Genomic DNA, 21,529 nt, shown 5'->3' with positions numbered 1-21,529 from the left:
TCAGGCGGGACGGACCCAGGCGGCCGTGTCGGGGGCGAGGACCGAGCCCGCGTGGGGATCGCTCGTGAGGAGCACCTCCCCACGGAGCGGGACGGGCTGGGCCGAGAAGTTGACGACGCACTCCCATCCGCCGCCCCGCGTGAAGCGGAGGACCCGGGGGTCGCCGGTCTCGACCCACGTGAACGACACGCCGGAGTCCAGCTGTCGGCGCAGCGCGATCGCCCGTCTGTACAGCTCGAGAGAACTGTCGGTCCGGCCCTCCTGCACCGAGACGGCACGGTCGGCGAACCACGGCGGCTGGGGCAGCCACGCGCCGTCGTCGCCGAAGCCGAAGGAGGTGCCCTCCGCGCTCCAGGGAAGGGGTACGCGGCAACCGTCCCGGCCCTTGAGCAGGTGCCCCGTTCGCTCGTAGACGGGGTCCTGCAGCTGCTCCACGGGAAGGTCGGCGACCTCGAGCAGACCGAGCTCCTCGCCCTGGTAGAGGTAGGCCGAGCCCGGTAGCGCGAGCATCATCACCGTGGCGGCACGGGCCCGGCGCGCTGCCGTGTCCTCGTCGATCGGCAGCTGGGTTCCGTTGCTGCTCAGCCACTCGTCGAGATCGGTGCCGACGGGTAGGGCGTAGCGCGTGGCGTGGCGCGGCACGTCGTGGCTCGACAGCACCCAGGTGAGGGCACCGCCGACGCCGGCGTGCTCCTCGATGGACCGGGTGATGACCTCGCGGAACTGAGTGGGGTTCCACTCGGCCTTGAGGAGCGAGAAGTCGAAGACCTGGCCCAGCTCGTCGGGGCGAGCGTAGAGGTAGGTCCGGCTCGAGGTCGGGTGCCACGTCTCGGCGACCGCCATGCGCGGCGGGTCGTACTCGTCGAAGACCGTGCGCCACGACCGGTAGATCTCGTGCACCTCCTCCCGGTCGTAGAGGGGGTCGGACCCGTCGAGGGGGAGCTGCCGGTCGAGGTTCGGCTGGCTGCGCAACGGGTGGGAGAGGTCCTTGGCGAGCGAGTGGGCCACGTCGATGCGGAACCCGTCGACGCCGCGGTCGGCCCAGAAGCGCAGGGTCTCGACGAAGTAGTCGCGGATCTGCTGGTTGTCCCAGTTGAGGTCCGGCTGCTCCCGCGCGAAGAGGTGGCAGTACCACTGACCGTCTGGGGTTCGCTGCCAGGCGGATCCACCGAAGTGCGAGCGCCAGTCCGACGGCGGCTCGCTGCCGCCGGGACCGACGCCGTCGCGGAAGATGTAGCGCTGCCGCTGCGGCGACCCGGGTGCGGACGCCAGTGCCTCGAGGAACCACGGGTGCTGCTCGGACGTGTGGTTCGGCACGATGTCGATGATGACCCGCAGGCCGAGACGGTGGGCGTCGGCGAGCAGCGCGTCGAAGTCCGCCAGGGTGCCGAGGCGCGGGTCGACATCACGGTGGTCCGTGATGTCGTAGCCCCCGTCGGCGAGGGGCGAGGGATAGAACGGGCTCAGCCACACGGCGTCGACGCCGAGCGCCGCGAGGTAGGGCAGCCGGCTGCGGATGCCTCCCAGGTCGCCGATGCCGTCGGCGTCGCTGTCGGCGAAGCTGCGCGGGTAGATCTGGTAGATGACGGCCGTGCGCCACCAGTCGTCGGTGGTCGAGGTGACGCGGTGCTCGTCGGGCAGGAGGGTTGTCATGGCGGGGTCCGCTTCTCGGCCCGGTGGGCCGGCTCGTCCGGAAGGTGTGCGTGGGGTGGCGGGTCAGGGTGCGGCTGTCGACCGGCGCGAGGCGCGTGTGTGGCCGGTCGACAGCCGCGGACCCGGGCCGGTTCAGCCCTTGACGGCGCCGGCGAGCATCGCCTGGATGAAGTACTTCTGGAAGATCAGGAAGATCAGGATCGTCGGAGCCATGATGAGCAGCGCTCCGGCGTTGAGGAGCACGACATCGGTCGAGTGGGCGCCGATGAAGCCCTGGAGGGCGCCGGCCATGGTGCGCTTGTTGGGGTCGTCGATGAGCACGATGGCGAGCAGGAACTGGTTCCACGTGCTGAGGAACATCAGCACGCCGAGCGAGGCGAGCGCCGGCACGGCCAGCGGCAGCTGGATGTGCCGGAACGCCTTCCACGGGCCCGCGCCGTCGACCCACGACGACTCGGAGATCTCCATGGGCACCGACTGGAAGTGCGTCCTCATCCAGAAGACGGCGAAGGGCATGTTGAGGCCGATGAGGGGCAGGATGAGCCCGAGCTGGGTGTTGAGCAGGCCCATCTGCTGCATCTGGTAGTAGAGCGGCACGACGACGATCTCGTAGGGCAGCGTCAGCCCGAGGAGCAGCAGCAGGAAGAAGACGTTGCCGAGCGGGATGCGCAGCTGGGCGATCGCGTAGGCCGCCATGGACGAGATGAGCATGGCGATCGGCACGACGCCGAGCACGAGGATCGTGCTCGACTTCACGAGCGTCGTGATGTTTGCGATGTTCCACGCATCGACGAAGTTGTGCCACTGCGGGTCCGTCGGGAACGAGATGCCGGCCGGTGAGGAGCCTTGCGGCGCAAGGGCGGCGGAGAACATCGAGATCAGCGGGAACACCGAGAACAACGCCGCTGCGGTGAGCAGGATGGTCTTGGGTGCGGTGTCACGAAGGCTTCGGAGCATCGGGATCACTTCTCCCTGAAGAACCGCTGGATGGGCAGGATGACGGCGAGCACGATGATGCTGAGCACGACCGCGAGGGCGGAGGACTGGCCGATCCGGTTCTCCGTGAAGGCGAGCTGGTAGACCTGCACACCGGGCACCTGGGTCGCGTAGCCGGGGCCGCCCTGGGTCGACATGAAGACGACGTCGAAGCTCGCGAGCGCAGCGATGATCGTGATGGTGATGCAGACCCCGATCTCCTGGCGCAGGCCAGGCAGGGTGATCGCCCGGAACTGCTGGATCCGGTTGGCGCCGTCAAGGCTGGCCGCCTCGTAGAGGCTGGCGTCGATCTTGCCGATGCCGGCCATGAGGAGCAGGGTGCAGAGGCCGGTGGCGAGCCAGGTGCCGATGATGCCGACGGCCGGGAGGGCCCAGGTGAAGTCCCCGAGCCACGCCCGTGTGAGGGACTCGAGACCGAGTGCGGTGAGCAGCTGGTTGACCGCGCCGTTGGGCGAGTACATCCAGGTCCAGGCGATGGCCGAGGCTGCGCCCGGGATGATCTGCGGCAGGAACATCATCGTGCGCGCCGTCGCGCCGAGTGCCTTGGACCTGATCTCGCGGACGATCGAGGCCACGACGAGCGCGAGGAGCACCGGCAGGAAGGTGAAGAAGATGATGAGGATGAAGGCGTGGATGATCGAGGCGAGCAGCTGGGGCTCGGTGAACACCCGGGTGTAGTTGTCGAGGCCGGCCGGAGTGGCGACGCTCACCCCGTCCCAGTCGAAGAAGGAGTACTGGACCGCGGTGATGATCGGGTAGAGCTCGAACACCGCATACATGACGAGTGCCGGGAGGGCGAACAGCCAGCCGGCCCAGCGTGCTCCGCTGCCGAGGGAGGACCGACCGGCCCCTCCCCGCCGCCGCGCGAGGCGGCGGCGGGAAGCGGTGGAGACCTCGTCTGCGACGTCGACCGGAGCGGTGAGCCCGTCGACGGTGCTCATCTCTTCAGCTCGTCTTCGTACGTGGCCTGGACGTTGGCGACGAACTGCTCCGGGGTCGACTTGCCGGCGAGCATCAGCTGGCTCTCGGGCGTCCACGCCTGGTTCGAGATGCCTGCGGTCGCGTTCTGGACGAAGGGCACCTGCCCGTTGTCAGCCGAGACGGCGGCGAAGGCCTTGGTCACGTCGGCCAGCACCGATCCGGGCTTGATCGTCGGAGCGGGCTGCGAGGCGAGGCCGGTCGGCATGAAGCCGTTGTCGACCGCGATCTGACGCGCCTCGTCGCTCGAGAGGAAGTCGAGGAATGCGGCGGCGACGTCCTTGTTCTGTGACTTGGACGGGATGCCGAACGCCGTTGCGGCGTCGGACATCGCGGCGACCTTGCCACCGGGGGTTGCAGGGGGCATCGGGAAGAAGCCGACCTGGCCGGGCATGGTCTTGTCGAGGTTTGCCGCATCCCAGTTGCCCCAGGGGAAGAAGAGGCCCTTGTTGGCCGCGAAGAGCGCGTCGGCCGCGTTCGCGTCGAGGGCGTTGATCGCCTGCGGGAAGAGTCCGGCCTTGTTCCAGCTGTCGACCTGGGTGGCGGCGGCGACGGACTCGGCGTTGTTGATGGTGGCGCCCTGGGCGTTGAAGACCCACTGGGAGACCTTGTCCGGGCCCATCGCCGTGTTGAGGAGCAGCTGGTAGGGGAAGACGCCGCCGCCCTCCTTGTTGGCCACGACCATGCCGGTCAGGCCGGCGGCCTTGGCCTTGCCCATGAGGGTGGTGAGCTCGTCGACCGAGGCGGGGGGCGTCGTCATGCCCACCTGCTGAGCGAGCTTCTTGTTGTAGTAGAGGCCGGTCATCGTGAAGCCGCTCGCCTTGGCGAAGAGCGAGCCGGACCCGGCCACGCCGTCCTTGGCCCGGAACTGCGCGAGCTGCGAGGCCGGGATCTGGTCCCAGCCGTATGCCGTGGCGTACGCGTCGAGGTTCGTCAGGAGGTTGTTCTTTGTGCCCGAGGTCACCGAGATGACCCGGATGAGGTCGGGCGGCGTCGCCGAGGCCAGCTGGCGCGGCTGGTTCTGGGTCGTCACGTTGTCGGGGTCGTAGGTGGGAGTGATCGTGACGTTCGGGTGCTTTTTCGTGAACGCCGCGATGAGGGCGTCGTCGAGGGCCTTGAGTCCCTGGCCGTCGTAGAGCTTGAGGGTGACCGGCGCCGTGGTGATCGAGGTGCTGACGGCCGTGGGCGTGGAGTCGGCCGCGCCGCTCGTGGAGGCCGGCCCGGGGGCCGAGCACGCGGCCACGCCGGCCACCGAGAGGGCACCGATCACGCCGAGCACGGTTCGGCGGGAGGGGTGGGGACTGCGTCGTGCGTTGTGCATTTCTATCTCCTGCACCGTTGAAGGAGTCGGCCACCGCTGTTGCCGACCTGGCCCCTGACTGGGGCGAGAAGCGACTGGAAACGCTTCCAGTTCCAAGGGTGGAGGTCGGCTCTGCCAGTTGTCAAGGGGGAGAGCGAAATCCCTAGCTTTGACAGCTCCCGAATGCGGCCGGGCATGGCTGGCGACAGGATCACTTCTAGAAACGTTTCCAATGGCTTACCGTGGACCCCATGGACGACGCCTCGCCGACGAAGGTGACCCTGGTCGACATCGCCCGCATGGCGGGGGTCGGGGTCGGCACCGCGTCGCGGGCGCTCAGCAACGCGAAGAACGTCGCTCCGGCAACCCGAGCCCGGGTGCTGCGCGTCGCGGAGGACCACCACTACGTCGTCTCGCCGGAGGCCTCACGGCTCGCCCGCGGCAACACCGGTCGTGTCGCCCTCGTCGTGCCACACCTGTCGCGGTGGTTCTTCGGGTCCGTCGTCGAGGGCCTCGACTCCGTCCTGCGGGGAGCCGACCTCGACGTGCTGCTCTACCACGTCGGCGGGGTCAGCGACCGGCACGACTTCTTCGACAAGCTGCCGGCCCGGCGCAAGGTCGACGCCGTGGTCGTCGTCGGCTTCCAGGTCGAGGAGGCCGAGCGGATCCGTCTCGAGACCCTCGGGGTGCAGATCGTGGCCGCCGGTGGCCAGACGGCGACCTACCCCTCCGTCCACATCGATGACCACGTCGCGAGCCGGCAGGCGGTCGACCACCTGATCCACCTGGGCCACGAGCGAATCGCGATGCTCGAGGCGATCGACCCGGACCAGCCCCACCTGCCGTCCACGCGATCGCCCGCGTACTACGAGGCGCTGGGGCAGGCCGGAATCGACATCGATCCGACCCTCGTCGTCACCGCGCCCTGGGGCGGCGAGGACGGCGCGGCGTCGATGGGCCGGCTGCTCGGCCACCCCGACCCGCCCACTGCCGTCTTCGCCCACTCCGACGAGGTGGCCCTCGGCGCGATCCGCACTCTGCGCCGGGCCGGGCTGGAGCCGGGCCGTGACGTCTCCGTCGTCGGCATCGACGACCATCCGCTCGCGGCCCTGAGCGACCTCACGACGGTGCGGCAGGACCCCGCCCAGCAGGGTGTCCTCGCCGGGCAGATGCTCCTGGGCATGCTCGACGGCAGGACGCCCGCCGAGAAGCCGATGACGGTGCCGACCGAGCTCGTCGTGCGGGGGAGCACGGCGCCTCCCCGCCCCCGCCGCACCCGCTGACCCCATCGAGAGAGCACTCCGTCCGCGACCGCGCTCCCGCGGCATACGCCCAGCTGACGATCGAAAGAGCAGTCCGTCGGCTCCCGCGGCACGCGGCAGCGGCGGTCAGGCCTCTCCGCGCACCGTGAGCGTCACGGTGACGACGTCACCGACGACGATGTGCTCGGCGCGCCGTACGGCGGCCTTGAACGGGACGATGTAGCCCTCGTCCTTGGGCCACAAGGACGTCGGCCACTCCGTGTGCCCGACGCGCGCCGTCACCGGGATCATGCCCCAGCCGTGGCTCACGTGAGCGACGTCGTGCAACGCCTGGCACTCGTCCTCCGGCACGCTGACGAAGTGGTAGGGAGAGGGCCCGTGCCACTCCCACACCTCCCCGCTGAACTGGAGCTTCATTCCGACAGCATGGCACCGTTGGGAGGCGCCGCTTGTCCTGTCGCACAGACCGATTCGCGCCGCCTCTCACCCATAATCTCCTGCATGGGAGCCAAGGACTGCCTCATCTGCTACGCCGACAACGACGTCCCGAGCGTCCTCGCCGCTCGGCCCGCGCTCGATCGGGCCGCGACGGAGGCGCTGGTGCGCCGGCTGTTCGCCGACCACACGGTCACCCCCGAAGACGGCGGAACCCTTGGCGAGAACGCAAATCCACCGGATGGCCGGGTCTTCGCGGCGGTCTGGCCCGGGGCCGGCCTCGTGTGCACGAGTGCGGTCGCCCTGGACCGGCCCTCACTCCTCGACCACCGCTTCCTCGCCGCGGGCGCAGGCCGCACGGTCCACGTTCACGCCATGCACAGCGTCGTCGACTGGACCGCGTTCGCGACGTGGGGGCCGGACGGCGGTCTGCGCCGAGCCCTGAGCGTGAGCGGCGCCGACGGCGAGATCCTCGAGGACCTCGGCGACCGGCTGCCCTTCGAAGAGCCCTTCTGGGCGGGGGCCTTCCCGGCCGTCGAGGACGAGGACGACGACTACCCGTTCCCCTTCCATCCGCTCGAGCTCGGCGAGGCTGCCCTGCACCACCTCTTCGGCTTCGTGCTCGAGGGCTTCAGCCCGATGACGGCGGGAGAATCGGTCGATCCGTTCGACGTCACGCTCGCCGGGTTCCGGGTGACCCCAGGCCGGAGGCGCAGGCTGTTCCGCCGTCGCTGAGCGGCTTTCGCGTGTTCGAGCACACGAGACGCGCCAAGGGCCCACCATCGAGGGGACGGCACGGTGAGTGCCGCACACCGCGCGGGCGATGGTGGAGAGACGAGCGTCCCCTCGCGCCGACCAAGGAGCGCCATGAATCTCAGAACGACACGCAGGGTCGGGACCGCAGCGGTGCTGGCGGTGCTGGGTGGCGTGGCCGGGGCTCAAGCCGCCACGGCGAGCGACTTCACGCTGGAGCTGCCCGCCGGCACCGCTTGCTCCTTCCCGTTGCGGGTCGACGGCACCCTGGGAAACTAGATCAGCCGCACCTTCACGAACAAGGACGGCGACGTGGTGCGCACTCTCTCGGCTGGGACGGGGTCGGCTCTGACGTTCACGAACGAGACCAGCGGGGCGACGCTGTCACTGCGGTCGAACGGTGCCGTCACGCGGTCGACGCCGCTCGAGGGGGGCTCGAACCTCACCGTCTCGACCGGGCACAACGTGCTGATCCTCTTCCCCACCGACGTCCCGGCGGGCCCGTCCACGACGCTCTACACCGGCAGGGTCGTGTACACCGCCACCGCGACCGGCGACTTCACCGTGCTCGAAACGAGCGGCGCCTCGCGCGACCTGTGCGCGGAGCTGACGAGCTGACGAGGGTCAGTCAGGCGCCGACCCTTCCGTCGACTCCCTCGCGGAGGAGGTCGACGTGCCCGCAGTGCTGGGCATACTCCGTGATCATGCGCAGCACGAGCCAGCGCAGGTCGATGTCCTCGTACCAGTCCAGCGGCCGTGCGACGTCGTCGAGGTCGTGGGCCGTGACGATGTCGCGCGAGACCGCGCACTCCGCGCGCCACGTCTCGAGGTCGGCGGTGAAGTCCGCGTCCGCCGGAAGGTTGAAGTCGAGGTCCGGCTGGCCCTCTGCGAAGAAGAGGAACGGCACGTCGCGGCGCTCGAAGTTCTGCTGGAACCACCAGCGTTCGACGCTGGCGAGGTGACGGACCACGCCGTGCAGCGACATCGTCGAGGGCGGCATCGAGCGGCGTCTGGCCTGCTCCGGCGAGACGCCGCGGCACTTCATCTCCACGGTCGCCCGGTAGTACTCGAGGTATGCCGTGAGGGCTTCGCGTTCACCAGCCACGCGCGGGATGCGCGGGCGGTCGTCATCCTCCCAGGCCGGCGCGAAGTCGTCGTCGGTGAGGCCCGACTCCGACCGGGTCTCGCCCTGCGCAGGGTGCTCCGCCATGCGCGCCACTCTGCCATGGGCCCACCGTGAAGCACGGATATGGCCCGGCACAGGTCACAACGCAGTCGAGTGAGCGTCAGGCTTGTGGGCGAGCAAGACTGCTCCGGACGCGGGCTGGTCAGGCCCCAGCTCCACGGTCGCATCCACCGTCAGGCCTGCCTCACGCAACAGGCGCGCGTAGCTCTCAGGGCTACGGCGCGCGATGAGCACCCTCATCGGGAGGCCCCCGTAACCCTCGGTCTTGAGGTGGCTGCTGTCTCCCACGTGGCCGCCGAGCAGGAGGAACCCGCCCGGCGCGGTGACGCGAGCGAGCTCCTGGACGGCATTCGCGAGACAGTCGTCCGGCACGTGGTGCAGGACGTACCAGCAGAAGACCCCAGCGGCCACGCCATCGGCGAGGGGGAGGTGCGTGACCGATGCGCAGGCGAAGGGCAGGCCGGGGTTGGACGCGCGCGCCAGGCGGAGCATCTCGGTCGAGATGTCGATGCCGCTCACCGTGAGCCCGCGTGAAGCCAGACGTCGCGAAAGCCACCCCGGTCCGCATCCCACGTCCAGCACCAGACCGCCGCCTGCCGAGACGACCCGTCGTGCGAAGTGATCGACAAGGTCTGACGCCAGCGGGAGATCATCCAAGCCGGACCGCACGAGGTCCGAGTAGCGCGCGGCGACTCGGTCATACGACTCGCTCGTGTCGGCGATCCACGACCCGTGCGGCACGCCAGCAGCGTAGCTGTCCTCGACCCGCCAGCACGCCAGCGCGCCAGCACGCCAGCACGATCCGTCGCCCATGAGTGCGTCAGGCGTGAGGCACTCATGGGTTGCCGCGTGCTCCGCTTGCGGTCCGCACCCGGTGCTGCTCTCCTAGCGCGGTGACGGATCTGCAGACCGAGCGCCTGACCCTCCGCCCCGTCGAGATCGACGAGGCCGAACGCATCGTCGCCCGTCGACCGGGTCCGGAGGACTCCTGGGCTTCCGACTTCCCCTTCGACGGGGACGTGATGGGGGCGACGATGTTCCTCCGCGCCACCGCCGCGCACGGCGAACAGCGCCCGTTCGGCCACTACCTGATCATCCGGACGTCAGACGGCCAGGCGATCGGCGGCATCGGCTTCAAGGGGCAACCGGCCGGTGGCACGGTCGAGATCGGCTACGGGCTGGCGCCCTCGGGACGCGGTCACGGCTTCGCCGCCGAGGCCGCCCGTGCCCTGGTCGGCGTCGCCCGCGCACACGGAGTGTCCCGCGTGGTCGCCGACACGGACAAGGATAACGTGCCGTCCCAGCTGACCCTGGAGCGGGCGGGCTTCACCAGGGTGGGCAGTAGCGAGAGCCTCCTGCTCTATGCGCTCGAGGTCTGACCTGACGTCACCCGCCACCGCGATCGCCACGCGGTCGCCACGCGGTCGTCACGCGGTCGTCACGCGGTCGTCCAGGGCGCGACCCCGTCAGGGGGCGAAAGGCGTGATGCAGAAAGGGTGCCCGGCTGGGTCGAGCAGCACGCGCCACCGCGGGTCGGGCTGCGGGTGGGCGAGCCGCGCGCCGAGCGCAACGGCCCGAGTCACTGCGTCGTCGAGGTCTGAGGGCAGCGCGGTGAGGTCCAGGTGCACGATCGCGGCGCCGGGCCACTCCGGCTCGCGGTAGTCCGCGACCGACTGGGGCACGAGCACCAGGCCCCCGGCATCGACCGCCGAGGCGTTGTCGTGCGTCCAGAGCACCGTGCCCCCGAGCAGCTCGGCATAGAACGTGGCGAGCACCACGTGGTCGGCGCAGTCGAGCGAGACGGCGCTGACGCGCAGCGGGCCGGGTGCCTCGGTCATGTGGTGATCGTAGCCACCGACGTATGCCGTCCCCGATCGAACGAGCGATCCGTCCACACTCCTCGGCGTGCGTCACGAACGCAGCCGGACGGCATACGGCACGAAGGCAGCCGGCCGTCGGGGTGGGCGACGGAGTGCTCTTTCGATCGGCTTGGGGGACAGATCGCCACTGCGGTCGGTCTAGATTGATGGATCGACAGCGCGGAATCCCTCGATTACAGGAGCACGCATGGCTGAGGTCCTCATCTTCCACCACGTCCAGGGGCTGACGCCGGGACTCGTCGACTTCGCGGAGGCGCTGCGCGCGGCCGGCCACACCGTGCACGCGCCGGACCTCTTCGACGGCCGCACCTTCGCCACCATCGAGGAGGGGCTCGCGCACGCCCAGTCGGTCGGCTTCGCCTCGCTCCACGAGCGCGCGAGCGAGGCTGCGGCCGCGCTGCCCGAGGCCCTCGTCTACGTCGGTTTCTCCATCGGGGTGATGGATGCCCAGCGCCTCGCACAGACCCGACCCGGCGCGACCGGTGCGGTGCTGCTCGACTCGTGCGCGCCGCTCGGCGAGTTCGCGCCGGGGTGGCCCGCCGGGGTGCCCGTGCAGATCCACGGCGGTGAGGCCGACTCGTTCTTCATGGACGAGGGCGACGTCGAGGCTGCCCGACAGGTGGTCGAGGCGGCCGGCGACGGTGAGCTCTTCACGTATCCCGGATGCGGGCACCTCTTCGCCGACGCCAGCGCGGAGGCCTACGACGCGGACGCCGCGGCGCTCGTCCGGCAGCGTGTCCTCGACTTCCTCACGCGGGTCTGAGCCCCCGGGAAACTCGAGGGTGGAGGCTGTCAGGACTGGGGGCGCAGGAGGAAGTAGGAGACCTCGTCGGAGCGCGTGCCGTCGGGGTTCGGCAGGCGGCCGACGAGGATCCCCTCGCGGGTGAAGCCGGCCCGCTCCGCGGCCTTGCCCGACGCGACGTTGCCGACCTTGTGCCCGAGCTCGAGGCGCTGGATGTCGGTGTGGGCGAAGACCCAGCCGCACACGAGGGTGAGCGCCCGCGAGGTGAACCCCCGCCCGCGGAAGTCCGGCACGATGCCGTAGCCGACGACCCCGATGCCTGGGGGACCCATCCGTGCGACCATGAGCACCCCGGCACCTGCACCGGACGCGGCGTCGACGATGACGAATCGCGCCACCCGCCCGCGTCGCCACTCGCGCCCGGCCTCGGCCGTCTTGTGCCTGGCCTCCGCCTCCGTCAGCGGCCGCCCGTCGAAGCCCCAGCGGAGCGACTCCTCGTTGTTGCTCTCGGCGAGCAGGACCGGCCAGTCCTCGGCAGTGAGGGGCCGCACCGTGACGACGCCGTCCGTCAGTGGCTCCCACGTCGCCACGTCGGGGAAGGGGAGATGGGCCGGCCCCGCGTGCGGGGGAGTCGGCGCATCGCCCGGCTGGCGCAGCAGGTAGGTGTCCGCGATCCAGCCGCGCCGCCGCCTGGCCTCGGCCCGCACCCGCTGCACCTCGTCGATGACATCCGCCAGGCGACCGCGCACCAGCAGCTCGTCGGGAGAGCCGAGATACGCGCCCCAGAACAGCTCGAGATCGGGGAAGGCGTCGACGAGCGCCGCGCACGCGAGGTGCTCGTCGAGCAGGACGAGGACCTCGCCGAGCCCGACGTCGAACTCGTCCACGAGACGGCGCCCCGTCGTGATGTGCACGGGAGCGCCATTGCGTCCCAGTGAGATCCGGTGTCGCGCCGCGAGCACGGACGCAGGGCTGACGCCGGCGACGACGTCGTTCTCGACCGTCGTCCCCTGCGTCGCGAAGCGCTCCGCGAGGCCGTCGACGACGCGAAGAGTCGGGTCGTCGAGCACGGCGTCGCCCCACACGAGGAAGCCCACCGTGCTCTCCTGGTCGGCGAGCCCGCCGACGGCCTGCGCACAGGCGTCCACCCATGCGGGCACCCAGCCAGCCTCACCCGCACCCGCACCCGCACCCTCACCCTCGCCGTATGCCGTCTCGCCGGGTTCCTCGTCCGGGCCGCGTCGCGGGCCGGTGACCTCGACGAAGCGATACCGCCGGTCGGCGGGGACGAGAGCGTCGCACAAAGCCCGACGTGCTGCGACGGCATCGCCCGGCTCCGCAGCCAGCCCCAGGACGAGGAACACGTCGACCGAGGCAAGGGCGCGAGCTGCCTCGCCGGTCACATGGCCGGGATCACCAGTGCCGACGCCGATGACACGAATCCGCTTGATCACGAGCGCCTCCCGATGCCGATGCGGGTGTGGATGAGAAGGGAGTCGATGTCGACGTGCTCCTCCAGCGCGTCGGCGAGGGTCTCGAGCATGCCCTCTCGCCGTGCAGCGAAGCCAGGCGCCCCCTCGGCAGCGGTCCATTCCGAACCCACTGCGGCCGCGATCTGCGCGAGCCAGGCCCGGCGGAAGTCGTCGCTCTCGAAGGCCCCGTGCCACATCGTGCCCCAGACAGCGCCGGCCCTCCACCCGTCGAGGAATGCTTGCGGCACAAGCTGATCCGGCCGCCCGGAACCATCGGCACCGACAAGGCTCGCCCGGCCGTGATGGATCTCGTAGGCCGTGTCGACGACATGACCAGCCCGCCAGTGGCCGACCTCGAGGGTGTCCTCCGAGTCGAGCCACACGTCGAGCAGCCACGGGATGACCCCGGCGAACGGCACCCCGGTGCGCGCCGTGATCTCCTCGAGCCCCGGCTCGAGCACGGCGACGTCTCCGCGGAACTTGTTGATGACAAAGGCCTTCAGCGTGTCGCGGTCGGCGTCGCCGAGCAGGGCCCACGTGCCGTAGAGCGAGGCGAGGATGCCGCCGCGGTCGATGTCTCCCACGACGACGACCGGCAGGTCGAACTCCCGTGCGAGCCCGAGGTTGACGTAGTCGCCCGCCCGGAGGTTGATCTCTGCGGGAGAGCCCGCCCCCTCGCAGACGACGAGGTCGTAGTCGCCCGCGAGCTCACGGTAGGCGGCGAACGCCGCGTCGCGCAGGTGGCCCCGCCCGGCGGCATACTGTCCGGCCTCGAGCGTGCCCGCAGGCTCCCCGCGCACGACGATGAAGGCGCGCCTGTCGGTTCCGGGCTTGAGCAGCACGGGGTTCATGGCGGTCGTCGGCTCGACACGGGCCCTCTGCGCCTGGAGGTACTGCGCCCGCCCGATCTCGCCGCCGTCGAGGCACACCATCGAGTTGTTCGACATGTTCTGCGCCTTGAAGGGTGCGACGCGCACCCCTCGCCGCGCGAGCGCTCGGCAGAGGCCCGCGACGATGACCGACTTGCCGGCGTCGGACGACGTTCCGGCGACGAGGATCCCCGACGCTGCGCTCACCGGATCATCCTGCCCGACTCCCCGTTGCCCCGTTGCCCCGTTGCCCCGTTGTCAGGGCGCGGCACGTCCTACGCTGGCGCCATGCAGCTGCGCCGTCTCGACGAGGCCAACGCGATCCAGCGAGCCTTGCGCCGGCTCGTCGCGTCGCGCCCCGGAGCCTGGGTCGGCAAGCGGGTCCTGCACCGCCTCGACCTCGTCGCCCACCGGATCGCGCCGCACCGCGCGCCACCGAGCCAGTGGCTCGCTGCAGTGCCCGTCGGCCTGCTGACGACCACCGGCGCGCGCTCCGGCCAGCCACGCACCGTGCCGCTCATGCTCGCGCCCCTCGAGGTCGGCTGGGGTGTCATCGCCTCGCACTACGGATCGGAGCGGCCGCCGGGGTGGTACTTCAACCTCCGCGCGCAGCCGCACGCGACGCTCGAGCTCGACGGCGTCGTGCACCGGGTCCGGGCCGAGCAGGTGCACGGCGAGGACCGCGAGCGGGTCCGCTTGGCCGCGCTCGCCTACTACTCCGGCTACTCGGTCTACGAGCAGCGGGCCGGCGGCCGCGACCTCGGCTTCTTCGTCCTCCACCCCGTGAACGACTGAGCCGTATGCCGCCGGGCTCGCCCAGCGGCATACGGCTCGGTGTCGTGCACCGACGGCAGGCTCCTACTCCGGGTCGCCGTCAGCGAGCAGCTGGTAGAGGCGGCGCCGGGTCTCGGTGAGGATCTCGGCGGCCTCGGCCCGCTGCTGCGCGGTGCCGGTCGTGACGATCTGCCACATCGCACCCATGACCTGCCCGACGACCGGCATGAGGTCGGGGCCGTCGCTCGAGGAGCGCTGGGGCGGCTGCTCCGGCTCCTCCTCGAAGGGGCGCCACGTCGCAGCCATCTCGTCGGGGTGCTCCTCGACGTAGGAGCGCCCGGCGTCGGTGAGGCGCAGCAGGCGCCGCCCCTCCACCTCGCGGCCCTCGACGAGCCCTTCGTCCTCGAGCTGCTGGACGGTCGGGTAGACCGAGCCGGGGCTCGGCTTCCACGCGCCGCCGGTGCGCTCGGAGATCTGCTGGATGAGCTGGTAGCCGTTCATCTCGTCGCCCGCGAGGACGTCGAGGATGGCGGCGCGCACGTCGCCGCGCCGGGCGCGCGGACCGCGACGGCGCCCGCCGCCGAAGTCGGGGCCGACGCCCGGACCACCGAAGGCGCGGATCAGCTCGCTGACCCACGGCGGCGGGCCGGGTCGGCCGGGACCGCCGCCCCAGGGACCGCCGCCTCCCGGGCCGAAGCTGCCGAGGCCGCCGAAGCCGCCGAAGCCCGGGCCGACGGTGAAGCCGGGGCCGAAGCCGAAGCCCGACCCCCGGCCCTCGCCCCGCGGCCCCCGCGGCCCACGCGGTCCGCCGGAGTGGCCGTGGTGGTCGCCGTGGTCGCCGTGGTCGTGATGACCGTGGTGGTCGTGCGGGCCGCCGTGACGCCCCGGGCCGCCGTGACGCCCGCCGCGCTCGTCGCCCTCGGTGGTCCAGGGGTCGCGACCCTCGTCGGGCTCGGTGCTGTCGTGTTCAGGGGTGTAGCTCATGGTGGACTCCCTCCACTCTCGCGCGACCAGTGAACAGTCGCGATAGGTCAACGATATATCGCAAGGATGTCAGAAGCAACGGATTGCCGGTGCGGCGGCCCGCCGGCGGGCGATTTCACACGGTTCATTGAGCTCTGGCCAAGGTTTCGTTACGGTGCTCGACGGGGGCGACGCATCGCCCGCAAAGGAGGTCACCCATGGTGACGAGTCAGGGAAGAGGCGCCGCAGGTCAGAGCGTCGCCACCATCACGCGGAACGCCGCGACGACCGGGAGCCGCTCCATGTCCACAGGGTCGTCCGCCGCCGCTGCCTCATCGGGGGCGCCACTCGGCGAGAAGCGCACGCTCCGCCTCCCGTGGGCCCCGTCCGCCGCACCGCGCATCCGGCGCGAGCTCGTCGAGGACCTCGTCGCCCGAGGCGTGACGCCGCCCGTCGTCGACGAGTCCGAGATCGTCGTCAGCGAGCTCGTGGCCAACGCGATCCGCCACGCGCGACCGCTCGCCGACGGCGCGATCCGGGTGCACTGGAAGGTCAAGAACAACGTCGTCGAGGTCGAGGTCTCCGACGGTGGCGGCCCGACGGTGCCGCGTCCCGCGCCGCCCACGACCTGGGGGCCCGGTGGCCGCGGCCTGCGCATCGTGCGCTCGCTCGCGCACGAGTGGGGCGTCATCGAGGACCCCAACGGCCGCACCGTGTGGGCCTCGCTCGGCGGTCCGTCGCGCCGTCGCTCGCACTGACGACCTGATCCGGGTCGGCCACGGTGTCCGCCGACCTGCCCGACCCGGCGCTCGTCGTCCTCGTCGGCCCCTCGGGCTCTGGCAAGTCGACCTGGGCGCAGGGCCGCTACCGCGCAGCCGAGATCGTCTCGTCGGACGCCCTGCGATCGGTGGTCGGCAGCGGTGAGCACGACCTCGACGCGTCGGTGGAGGCGTTCGCCCTCCTCGAGCAGATCGTCGCCGCGCGGCTGCGTCGGCGCCTGACCACGGTCATCGACACCCTCGGCAGCGACGCGTCACGGCGGCTCGGCTGGCTCGCCTCCGCCCGCGAGGCAGGGCTGCCCGCGGTCGCCGTCGTCCTCGACACCCCCGCGGCCGTATGCCGTGAGCGCAACGCCGCTCGCGACCGCCCGGTGCCGGCGAGCGTCCTCGCAGGGCAGCTGTCGGCCCACGCCGCCACCCGGCCGCAGCTCGACGAGGAGGGCTGGGACGCCGTCGTCGACATGGCCGCAGACGTGACCTCGGAGGCGCGTGTGGTTGCAGCACCGCGCGCAGCCCGTGCCCCGGGCGCGGAGTCGACGCTTCGTGACGGCGTCGTGCTCCAGCTCTCCCGCTTCCCGGCCGAGGTCGACCTGCTCCCGTGGCTCAGGGAGGTGGCCGGCGCGGCCGAGGAGGTCGGCTTCGCCGGCATCGCCCTCATGGACCACCTCATCCAGATCCCGCAGGTCGGCCGTGCGTGGGACCCGATGCCCGAGCCGTGGGTGACGCTCGGGGCCCTCGCCGCCTCCACGACGCGCCTCCAGCTCGGCACCCTGGTCTCGCCGGTCACGTTCCGCAGCCCCGGCATCACCGCCAAGGCCGCAGCCACGCTGTCGACGCTCTCCGGTGGGCGGGCCTTCGTCGGGGTCGGCGCGGGCTGGTGGGAGCGGGAGCACGCGGCCTACGGTCTCGAGTTCCCCCCTGCCGCAACGCGACTCGACGCGCTCGAGCGTGCCATCGAGACGATGAAGGCCCTCTGGTCTCCCGGCACCAAGCCGTATGCCGGTCAGCACGTCTCGCTCCCCGAGACGACCTGCTACCCCCGGCCCGTGGGTGAGATCCCCGTCGTCGTGGGCGGTGGGGGCGCGCGCACGTTGCGGATCGCCGCCCGGCTCGGTGACGGCTGCAACGTTCCGTCCGACGACGCAGGTCTCGAGAAGGTCGCCATCTACCTCGAGCTCGTGGGCGCGGCGGGGCGCCGGGTCGAGGACGTGCACGCCACGGTCCTCGACCTGCCCCTCGTCGGGCGCGACCGCGACGACACCTGGCGCAGGGTGGAGGCTCTGCGACGGCGGACCGCGGCTGCGACGTTCGCGGCCCGACACCATGCAGGCACGGCTCGCGAGCACGCGGAACGCCTGGCAGGGCTCGCCCGGCACGGCGTCTCGACGGTCTTCGTCTCCCCACTCGACCTCGCGGGCGCCGACGACGTCCACGCCCTCGGGCCGATCGCCACCGCCCTGCGCTGACGAGCAGCCCACACGGTGGAGGCCGCCCGGTCGGCCACTAGGGTGGCCGCCATGGGTAAGGCATCACGCAAACCGCGCCGCGAGCGCGCGGACCAGTCCTCTCGTCCCGCTCCGGCACCGTTCGTGGCCCGGCCCTTCGAGGGGCTGCCCAACGAGACCGACTGGGTGGCCATGCGCGAGATCGTGCCCGCGGCCACGGCGACGGTCCGCCTCGTCGAGGGTGCGATCTCCGGCGACGCGCCGGGCGAGGTCACCATCGCGACGGTGCTGCCGCTCGCCTGGCCAGGTCTGCACCGCGAGTCGGGCGAGGTCCTCGTCGGCATCCAGTCCGGCAACGCGAGCGGCGACACGAGCCGCGACATCGCCCAGGCCATCGAGCTCGCCATCGCCGCCACGCCGGGCTCACCCGTGACGACCCTCGCCGTCTCCTCGGTCGACACCCCCCGGCTCCAGGACCTCATCGACACCAACGAGTCCTTCGAGATCACCCTGTACGACGGCTTCGACTTCTGGGTCGCCGACGCCGAGCTCGACGCCGACGGCAAGGAGTCGCTCGAGCGCGCCAACGAGTCCGCCATCCCCACCGCCAGGATCGAGGCAGCGCCGTCGGCCTACTGGTGCCGGATCGGCGAGCGCACCTACGTGCGCTGGGTGCTCCCGTTCGACGAGGACACCTCGACGAACGCCCTGGCCCGCCTGCACGCTGCCGGTGAGAGCCACCTCGGAGACGGCGGCCGCCTGCTCGGGTGCTTCCGCTCCAGTGGTCTGCTCATCCCGGTCTGGGAGGTCGACGCCTCGAGCGAGCCCGCCGATTTCGAGGACGCCGTCGCCGCGATGAAGGTGCGCATCGACGAGGCCGCGGCCGACGAGCGCCCCCTCGACGCGGCTGAGCGCGGCGCCAAGGCCGGGCTGCTCAACCGCCAGGTCACCCTCCGCTGAGCCGGCCGCGCCCACGATGAGCCCCTCCGCCGGCGTGGGAGGTGCCGTGCCCGATGCCGGCCCTCCCACCCTGCCGGTCGCCGTGGTCATCCCCGCGCGCGACGAGGCCGTGCGCATCGGCGAGACGATCGACGGGGTGCGCCACATCCCGGGCGTCGTCGCCGTCGTCGTCGTCGACGACGGGTCGACCGACCGCACGGCGGTGATCGCGGCCCAGCACGGCGCCGAGGTCGTGCGCCACGTGCGGGGCCACGGCAAGGCCGACGCCATGATGAGCGGTCTCGGTCGCATCACCGGGATGCGTCGCGTCGGGCGGATCGACGCGAGCACCACGGTCCTCTTCGTCGATGCCGACCTCGAGGCGTCGGCCCAGGCCGTGGGGGCACTCGTCGGTCCCGTCGCCTCGGGCGAGGCCGACCTCGCCATCGCCACCCTGCCGGACGACGGCCGGCGCTCCGACCAGGGCGGAGGCCACGGAGTCGTCGTCGGGCTCGCGCGCCGCGGCATCGAGGAGCTCACCGGATGGGCGCCGGAGCAGCCCCTCTCGGGCATGCGGTGCCTCTCACCGGCCGCCATCGCGGCAGCGACGCCCTTCGCCCGCGGGTGGGGCGTCGAGGTCGGCATGACCATCGACGTGCTCGACGCCGGTCTCACGCTCCTCGAGGTGCCCTGCGACCTGCGCCACCGGGAGGTCGGCACCGACTGGCGCAGCCAGGTGCACCGCGCAGCGCAGTATCGCGACATCGCGCTCGCGCTGGCCGTCCGGCGCCTGCGTCGCCGCCTCGGCCCCGGCTGACCTGCGCCGGCACCGCAGGTGCGTCAGAGGTGGTGTCGGTCCCGGCGGCGGCGCACCGGCGCGAGGCGGGCCTGCACCGAGAGGAAGTGCACGACGGCCGAGACGACGACCGGCACCGTGAAGAGCGCTGCCACCGGCGGGATGGCCGCGCCGCTGTCGTTGGTGAGGAAGCCGATCGCGGCCATGAGGATGATGGACCACAGGGCCCGGCGCAGCAGCGGCGCCTCGTCGTAGAGCCGGGCGAGGGGCTGCGTGCGCAGGGCACCCGGCCGGGCCACGACGACGACGCACATGGCGAGCAGCACCGTGACGACGACGGCGAGGAGCGGCACCGACAGCACGGTCTCGATGTTGCCGACGAGCCGGCGTGACATGACGTCCCAGGCCCCGCCGTCGATGACGGTCTGGAGGAAGCGTCCCGGGTGCGAACGCTCGTCGACCGGTCGGCGCCAGTCGAGGTAGCAGACGAGCCCGACGACGAGCGCGGCGGCGACCACGACGAGGCCGGCGCTGCGCCACGTCACCCGCACCTGCATGACGCCGAGCAGGAGCAGACCGAGCGCGGGCACGAGGGCGATCGGGCCACCGAAGTCGGCTCCCCACGCGGGCAGCACGTCGACGGCGAGCGCGAGGCCGCCGACGACGAGCACGACGACGACGGCGAGGCGCGGCGCCCCACGGCGGCGCAGGGCGTGCGCCAGCGCGGCGCAGAGCAGGAGCACGGCCGAGCCGTAGAGGGCGAACGCGACGTTGCCCATCCCGTAGAACCGCCCGCCGAGCAGCGGCTGCAGCCCGAAGATCGAGCTGATCTGCAGGTGCGAGCCGGTGATGAGGTCGAGCGCGATGATGCCCGCCGTGATCGCCGACATGGCCGCCATGGGGCCGAGCGCCGACGTGCTCCACGGCCCGCCGAGGGCGATGACGGTGAGGACCGCGCTGATGAGGAGGGCGAGCGCGAGCAGCAGGGCGGTGAGCACGGCGGTCGTCGTCGACCACCGCCACCACGGCAGGAGGTTGGCCACAAAGGTGGCGGCCGGCATACCTGCGGCGATGAGCCCGACCACCCGCACGAGGCGCAGCACGCGCTGGCGGGCGAGGCGTTGGTTCCACGGCGCCGAGCGGCGCAGCATGACCCAGAGGACGAGCATCGCGAGGGCGGTGCCGACGACCCAGATGAGCAGGAACGGGCCGATGACGCGGTGCATCGCGTCGGCCTTGGTGTCGACGTCGGTGAGCACGGTGAGCTTCGCGGCCGCCGTCGACTCGCTGTTGTTGGCCGACGGCACGATGCTCACCGCCCGGCCACTGATGGGCGACTGCGGCCGCACCCCGCCGCGCTGGAGGATGGTCGCGGTCACGTCGGGCAGCTGCGCGATGCCGGTCGTGCGGGTCGAGGCGGAGGCGAGCAGGCCCGGGGCGTAGTGCGGGCCCGTTGCGGCGAGCAGCCGGAGCCGCTCCTGCTGGTCGCGGTCGGCGAGGCTCACGACGAGCAGGTCGGCGCCGTTGGGCATGGCGTCGGTGACCTGCTCCAAGCGCCGCTCGAGCTCGTTGATCCGCTCGACCTGTCGGGTGGGGTCGGGGTCGCTGGTGGCCAGGGCGCCGACGTCGACGATCGTCACGGGGCACTGGGCGAGGTCGGAGACGAGCGAGGTGGCCGAGAACGGCGAGTACTTCGCGACCGTGCCGTCGGAGGTCGCGGCCGCGAGGCCGGCCCCCGGGCCGATCGCCTGCACGCACGTGCGGGCCGCCGCGAAGCTGTCGCCGAGCAGGCCGAGCTGCGCCCGCGACGTCGAGTCGCTCGACGCTGCGGCGATCTCGTCGAAGCCGACGACCCGCCAGCCCGCGGTCGCGTCGCCCGCCACCGAGGGCAGCGGCGCGCACCCGGTGCCCTCCCCGGCTGAGCCGCTCGTGCCGCTCGTGCCGCTCGTGCCGCTCGTGCCGCCCGAGCCGCCCGAGCCGCCCGAGCCGGGCCCAGCGGCCTCACCGGCTGACACCGTCGACCAGCCGTCGGCCGGGCACGTCGCCCCGTCGAGCGCCCGCACCGACACCGAGGCTGCCGACCCGTCACGGAGCAGTCCCCAGAGCACGGGGGTGTCCTTGGCGTTGACGTCGTCCCACGACACGCCGCCGAGGCCGACGACGACGAGCGAGTCGCCGGGCTGCGGGGCCGTCGTCGCGGGCACGGGGACGGTGGTGCGACCCACGTAGGCCGCGGTGAGCACGCCCACCAGGACCACGAGAAGCACGACGAGCGTCTTCAGGGGGTGGCGGCGGATCACGGGGACA

General features: G+C 71.7%; 23 protein-coding genes. 11 read left to right on the top strand and 12 right to left on the bottom strand.

Annotation, left to right across the window (positions count from 1 at the left end; all coding sequences use genetic code 11):
* The 4 genes from FBY41_RS06495 to FBY41_RS06480 all read right to left on the bottom strand — a co-directional run bounded on the left by FBY41_RS06495 (nucleotide 1) and on the right by FBY41_RS06480 (nucleotide 4,948).
* Nucleotides 1-1,653 (bottom strand): glycoside hydrolase family 13 protein, encoded by a 1,653-nt coding sequence (locus FBY41_RS06495; protein WP_141842502.1) that lies wholly within the window; start codon nucleotides 1,651-1,653, stop codon nucleotides 1-3.
* A 132-nt stretch (nucleotides 1,654-1,785) separates the two neighbouring features.
* Entirely contained in the window at nucleotides 1,786-2,610 is an 825-nt protein-coding gene (locus tag FBY41_RS06490) for a carbohydrate ABC transporter permease (protein ID WP_141842501.1), read from the bottom strand.
* A 5-nt stretch (nucleotides 2,611-2,615) separates the two neighbouring features.
* A complete protein-coding gene (locus tag FBY41_RS06485; protein ID WP_141842500.1) occupies nucleotides 2,616-3,590 on the bottom strand; it encodes a carbohydrate ABC transporter permease in 975 nt (324 codons plus the stop codon).
* On the bottom strand, nucleotides 3,587-4,948 hold the full coding sequence (locus tag FBY41_RS06480; protein WP_141842499.1) for an ABC transporter substrate-binding protein: 1,362 nt from the start codon (nucleotides 4,946-4,948) through the stop codon (nucleotides 3,587-3,589). The genes FBY41_RS06485 and FBY41_RS06480 overlap by 4 nt, the downstream gene beginning before the upstream one ends.
* Before the next feature lie 230 nt (nucleotides 4,949-5,178).
* Between FBY41_RS06480 and FBY41_RS06475 the strand changes: the two genes are divergently transcribed.
* A complete protein-coding gene (locus FBY41_RS06475; RefSeq protein ID WP_141842498.1) occupies nucleotides 5,179-6,210 on the top strand; it encodes a LacI family DNA-binding transcriptional regulator in 1,032 nt (343 codons plus the stop codon).
* 105 nt (nucleotides 6,211-6,315) lie between these two features.
* Here the strand turns inward: FBY41_RS06475 and FBY41_RS06470 are convergent, their stop codons facing one another.
* Nucleotides 6,316-6,606, bottom strand: a complete 291-nt coding sequence (locus FBY41_RS06470) for a DUF1905 domain-containing protein (RefSeq protein WP_141842497.1) — start codon at nucleotides 6,604-6,606, stop codon at nucleotides 6,316-6,318.
* Nucleotides 6,607-6,690: 84 nt separating this feature from the next.
* Here FBY41_RS06470 and FBY41_RS06465 point away from each other — a divergent pair, with 84 nt between their 5' ends.
* The 3 genes from FBY41_RS06465 to FBY41_RS06460 all read left to right on the top strand — a co-directional run bounded on the left by FBY41_RS06465 (nucleotide 6,691) and on the right by FBY41_RS06460 (nucleotide 7,995).
* Nucleotides 6,691-7,359, top strand: a complete 669-nt coding sequence (locus FBY41_RS06465) for a DUF6928 family protein (RefSeq protein ID WP_141842496.1) — start codon at nucleotides 6,691-6,693, stop codon at nucleotides 7,357-7,359.
* A 132-nt stretch (nucleotides 7,360-7,491) separates the two neighbouring features.
* Entirely contained in the window at nucleotides 7,492-7,656 is a 165-nt protein-coding gene (locus tag FBY41_RS23330; protein ID WP_185748919.1) for a hypothetical protein, read from the top strand.
* A gap of 33 nt (nucleotides 7,657-7,689) precedes the next feature.
* Nucleotides 7,690-7,995, top strand: coding sequence for a hypothetical protein (locus FBY41_RS06460; protein WP_141842495.1), 306 nt, complete (start codon nucleotides 7,690-7,692; stop codon nucleotides 7,993-7,995).
* 10 nt (nucleotides 7,996-8,005) lie between these two features.
* Here FBY41_RS06460 and FBY41_RS06455 read toward each other — a convergent pair whose 3' ends face one another.
* Together FBY41_RS06455 and FBY41_RS06450 are read right to left on the bottom strand one after the other, a co-directional pair.
* On the bottom strand, nucleotides 8,006-8,587 hold the full coding sequence (locus FBY41_RS06455; protein ID WP_141842494.1) for a DinB family protein: 582 nt from the start codon (nucleotides 8,585-8,587) through the stop codon (nucleotides 8,006-8,008).
* Nucleotides 8,588-8,641: 54 nt separating this feature from the next.
* The gene (locus FBY41_RS06450; protein ID WP_141842493.1) at nucleotides 8,642-9,376 is read right to left on the bottom strand and encodes a class I SAM-dependent methyltransferase; all 735 of its coding nucleotides are present in this window, start codon (nucleotides 9,374-9,376) and stop codon (nucleotides 8,642-8,644) included.
* An 80-nt stretch (nucleotides 9,377-9,456) separates the two neighbouring features.
* Here FBY41_RS06450 and FBY41_RS06445 point away from each other — a divergent pair, with 80 nt between their 5' ends.
* Complete coding sequence (locus FBY41_RS06445; protein ID WP_185748917.1) at nucleotides 9,457-9,942, top strand: GNAT family N-acetyltransferase; 486 nt, start codon at nucleotides 9,457-9,459, stop codon at nucleotides 9,940-9,942.
* Nucleotides 9,943-10,029: 87 nt separating this feature from the next.
* On the opposite strand, the gene FBY41_RS06440 is transcribed toward FBY41_RS06445, so the two are convergent.
* Complete coding sequence (locus FBY41_RS06440; protein ID WP_141842491.1) at nucleotides 10,030-10,401, bottom strand: VOC family protein; 372 nt, start codon at nucleotides 10,399-10,401, stop codon at nucleotides 10,030-10,032.
* Between the two features lie 229 nt (nucleotides 10,402-10,630).
* Here FBY41_RS06440 and FBY41_RS06435 point away from each other — a divergent pair, with 229 nt between their 5' ends.
* A complete protein-coding gene (locus tag FBY41_RS06435) occupies nucleotides 10,631-11,206 on the top strand; it encodes a dienelactone hydrolase family protein (protein ID WP_141842490.1) in 576 nt (191 codons plus the stop codon).
* Between the two features lie 29 nt (nucleotides 11,207-11,235).
* Here the strand turns inward: FBY41_RS06435 and cobF are convergent, their stop codons facing one another.
* Nucleotides 11,236-12,639, bottom strand: coding sequence for a precorrin-6A synthase (deacetylating) (gene cobF, locus FBY41_RS23325; RefSeq protein WP_185748916.1), 1,404 nt, complete (start codon nucleotides 12,637-12,639; stop codon nucleotides 11,236-11,238).
* Nucleotides 12,636-13,733, bottom strand: a complete 1,098-nt coding sequence (locus tag FBY41_RS06425) for a cobyric acid synthase (RefSeq protein ID WP_141842489.1) — start codon at nucleotides 13,731-13,733, stop codon at nucleotides 12,636-12,638. The genes cobF and FBY41_RS06425 overlap by 4 nt, the downstream gene beginning before the upstream one ends.
* 81 nt (nucleotides 13,734-13,814) lie before the next feature.
* Between FBY41_RS06425 and FBY41_RS06420 the strand changes: the two genes are divergently transcribed.
* Nucleotides 13,815-14,321 carry a nitroreductase/quinone reductase family protein gene (locus FBY41_RS06420; RefSeq protein ID WP_141842488.1) on the top strand — a complete coding sequence of 169 codons (507 nt, stop codon included), beginning with the start codon at nucleotides 13,815-13,817 and terminating at the stop codon, nucleotides 14,319-14,321.
* A gap of 63 nt (nucleotides 14,322-14,384) precedes the next feature.
* Here FBY41_RS06420 and FBY41_RS06415 read toward each other — a convergent pair whose 3' ends face one another.
* Complete coding sequence (locus FBY41_RS06415) at nucleotides 14,385-15,284, bottom strand: PadR family transcriptional regulator (protein WP_141842487.1); 900 nt, start codon at nucleotides 15,282-15,284, stop codon at nucleotides 14,385-14,387.
* 281 nt (nucleotides 15,285-15,565) lie between these two features.
* On the opposite strand from FBY41_RS06415, the gene FBY41_RS06410 reads away from it, so the two are divergent.
* From FBY41_RS06410 to FBY41_RS06395, 4 genes are read left to right on the top strand one after another with little or no spacing between them, the layout of a single operon-like run.
* Nucleotides 15,566-16,021: an ATP-binding protein gene (locus FBY41_RS06410; RefSeq protein ID WP_141842486.1), complete on the top strand. Its 456-nt coding sequence runs from the start codon at nucleotides 15,566-15,568 to the stop codon at nucleotides 16,019-16,021.
* Nucleotides 16,022-16,044: 23 nt separating this feature from the next.
* A complete protein-coding gene (locus FBY41_RS06405; RefSeq protein WP_141842485.1) occupies nucleotides 16,045-17,508 on the top strand; it encodes an LLM class flavin-dependent oxidoreductase in 1,464 nt (487 codons plus the stop codon).
* Nucleotides 17,509-17,559: 51 nt separating this feature from the next.
* On the top strand, nucleotides 17,560-18,447 hold the full coding sequence (locus FBY41_RS06400; RefSeq protein WP_185748915.1) for a DUF5926 family protein: 888 nt from the start codon (nucleotides 17,560-17,562) through the stop codon (nucleotides 18,445-18,447).
* A 16-nt stretch (nucleotides 18,448-18,463) separates the two neighbouring features.
* Nucleotides 18,464-19,243 carry a glycosyltransferase gene (locus tag FBY41_RS06395; protein ID WP_141842484.1) on the top strand — a complete coding sequence of 260 codons (780 nt, stop codon included), beginning with the start codon at nucleotides 18,464-18,466 and terminating at the stop codon, nucleotides 19,241-19,243.
* A gap of 23 nt (nucleotides 19,244-19,266) precedes the next feature.
* On the opposite strand, the gene FBY41_RS06390 is transcribed toward FBY41_RS06395, so the two are convergent.
* On the bottom strand, nucleotides 19,267-21,522 hold the full coding sequence (locus FBY41_RS06390; RefSeq protein ID WP_141842483.1) for a hypothetical protein: 2,256 nt from the start codon (nucleotides 21,520-21,522) through the stop codon (nucleotides 19,267-19,269).
* Between the last annotated feature and the right edge of the window lie 7 nt (nucleotides 21,523-21,529).

Origin of the sequence: Humibacillus xanthopallidus, assembly GCF_006716675.1 — a bacterium.
GTDB lineage: Bacteria > Actinomycetota > Actinomycetes > Actinomycetales > Dermatophilaceae > Humibacillus > Humibacillus xanthopallidus_B.
This window is presented reverse-complemented; position numbering and strand designations above follow the sequence as displayed.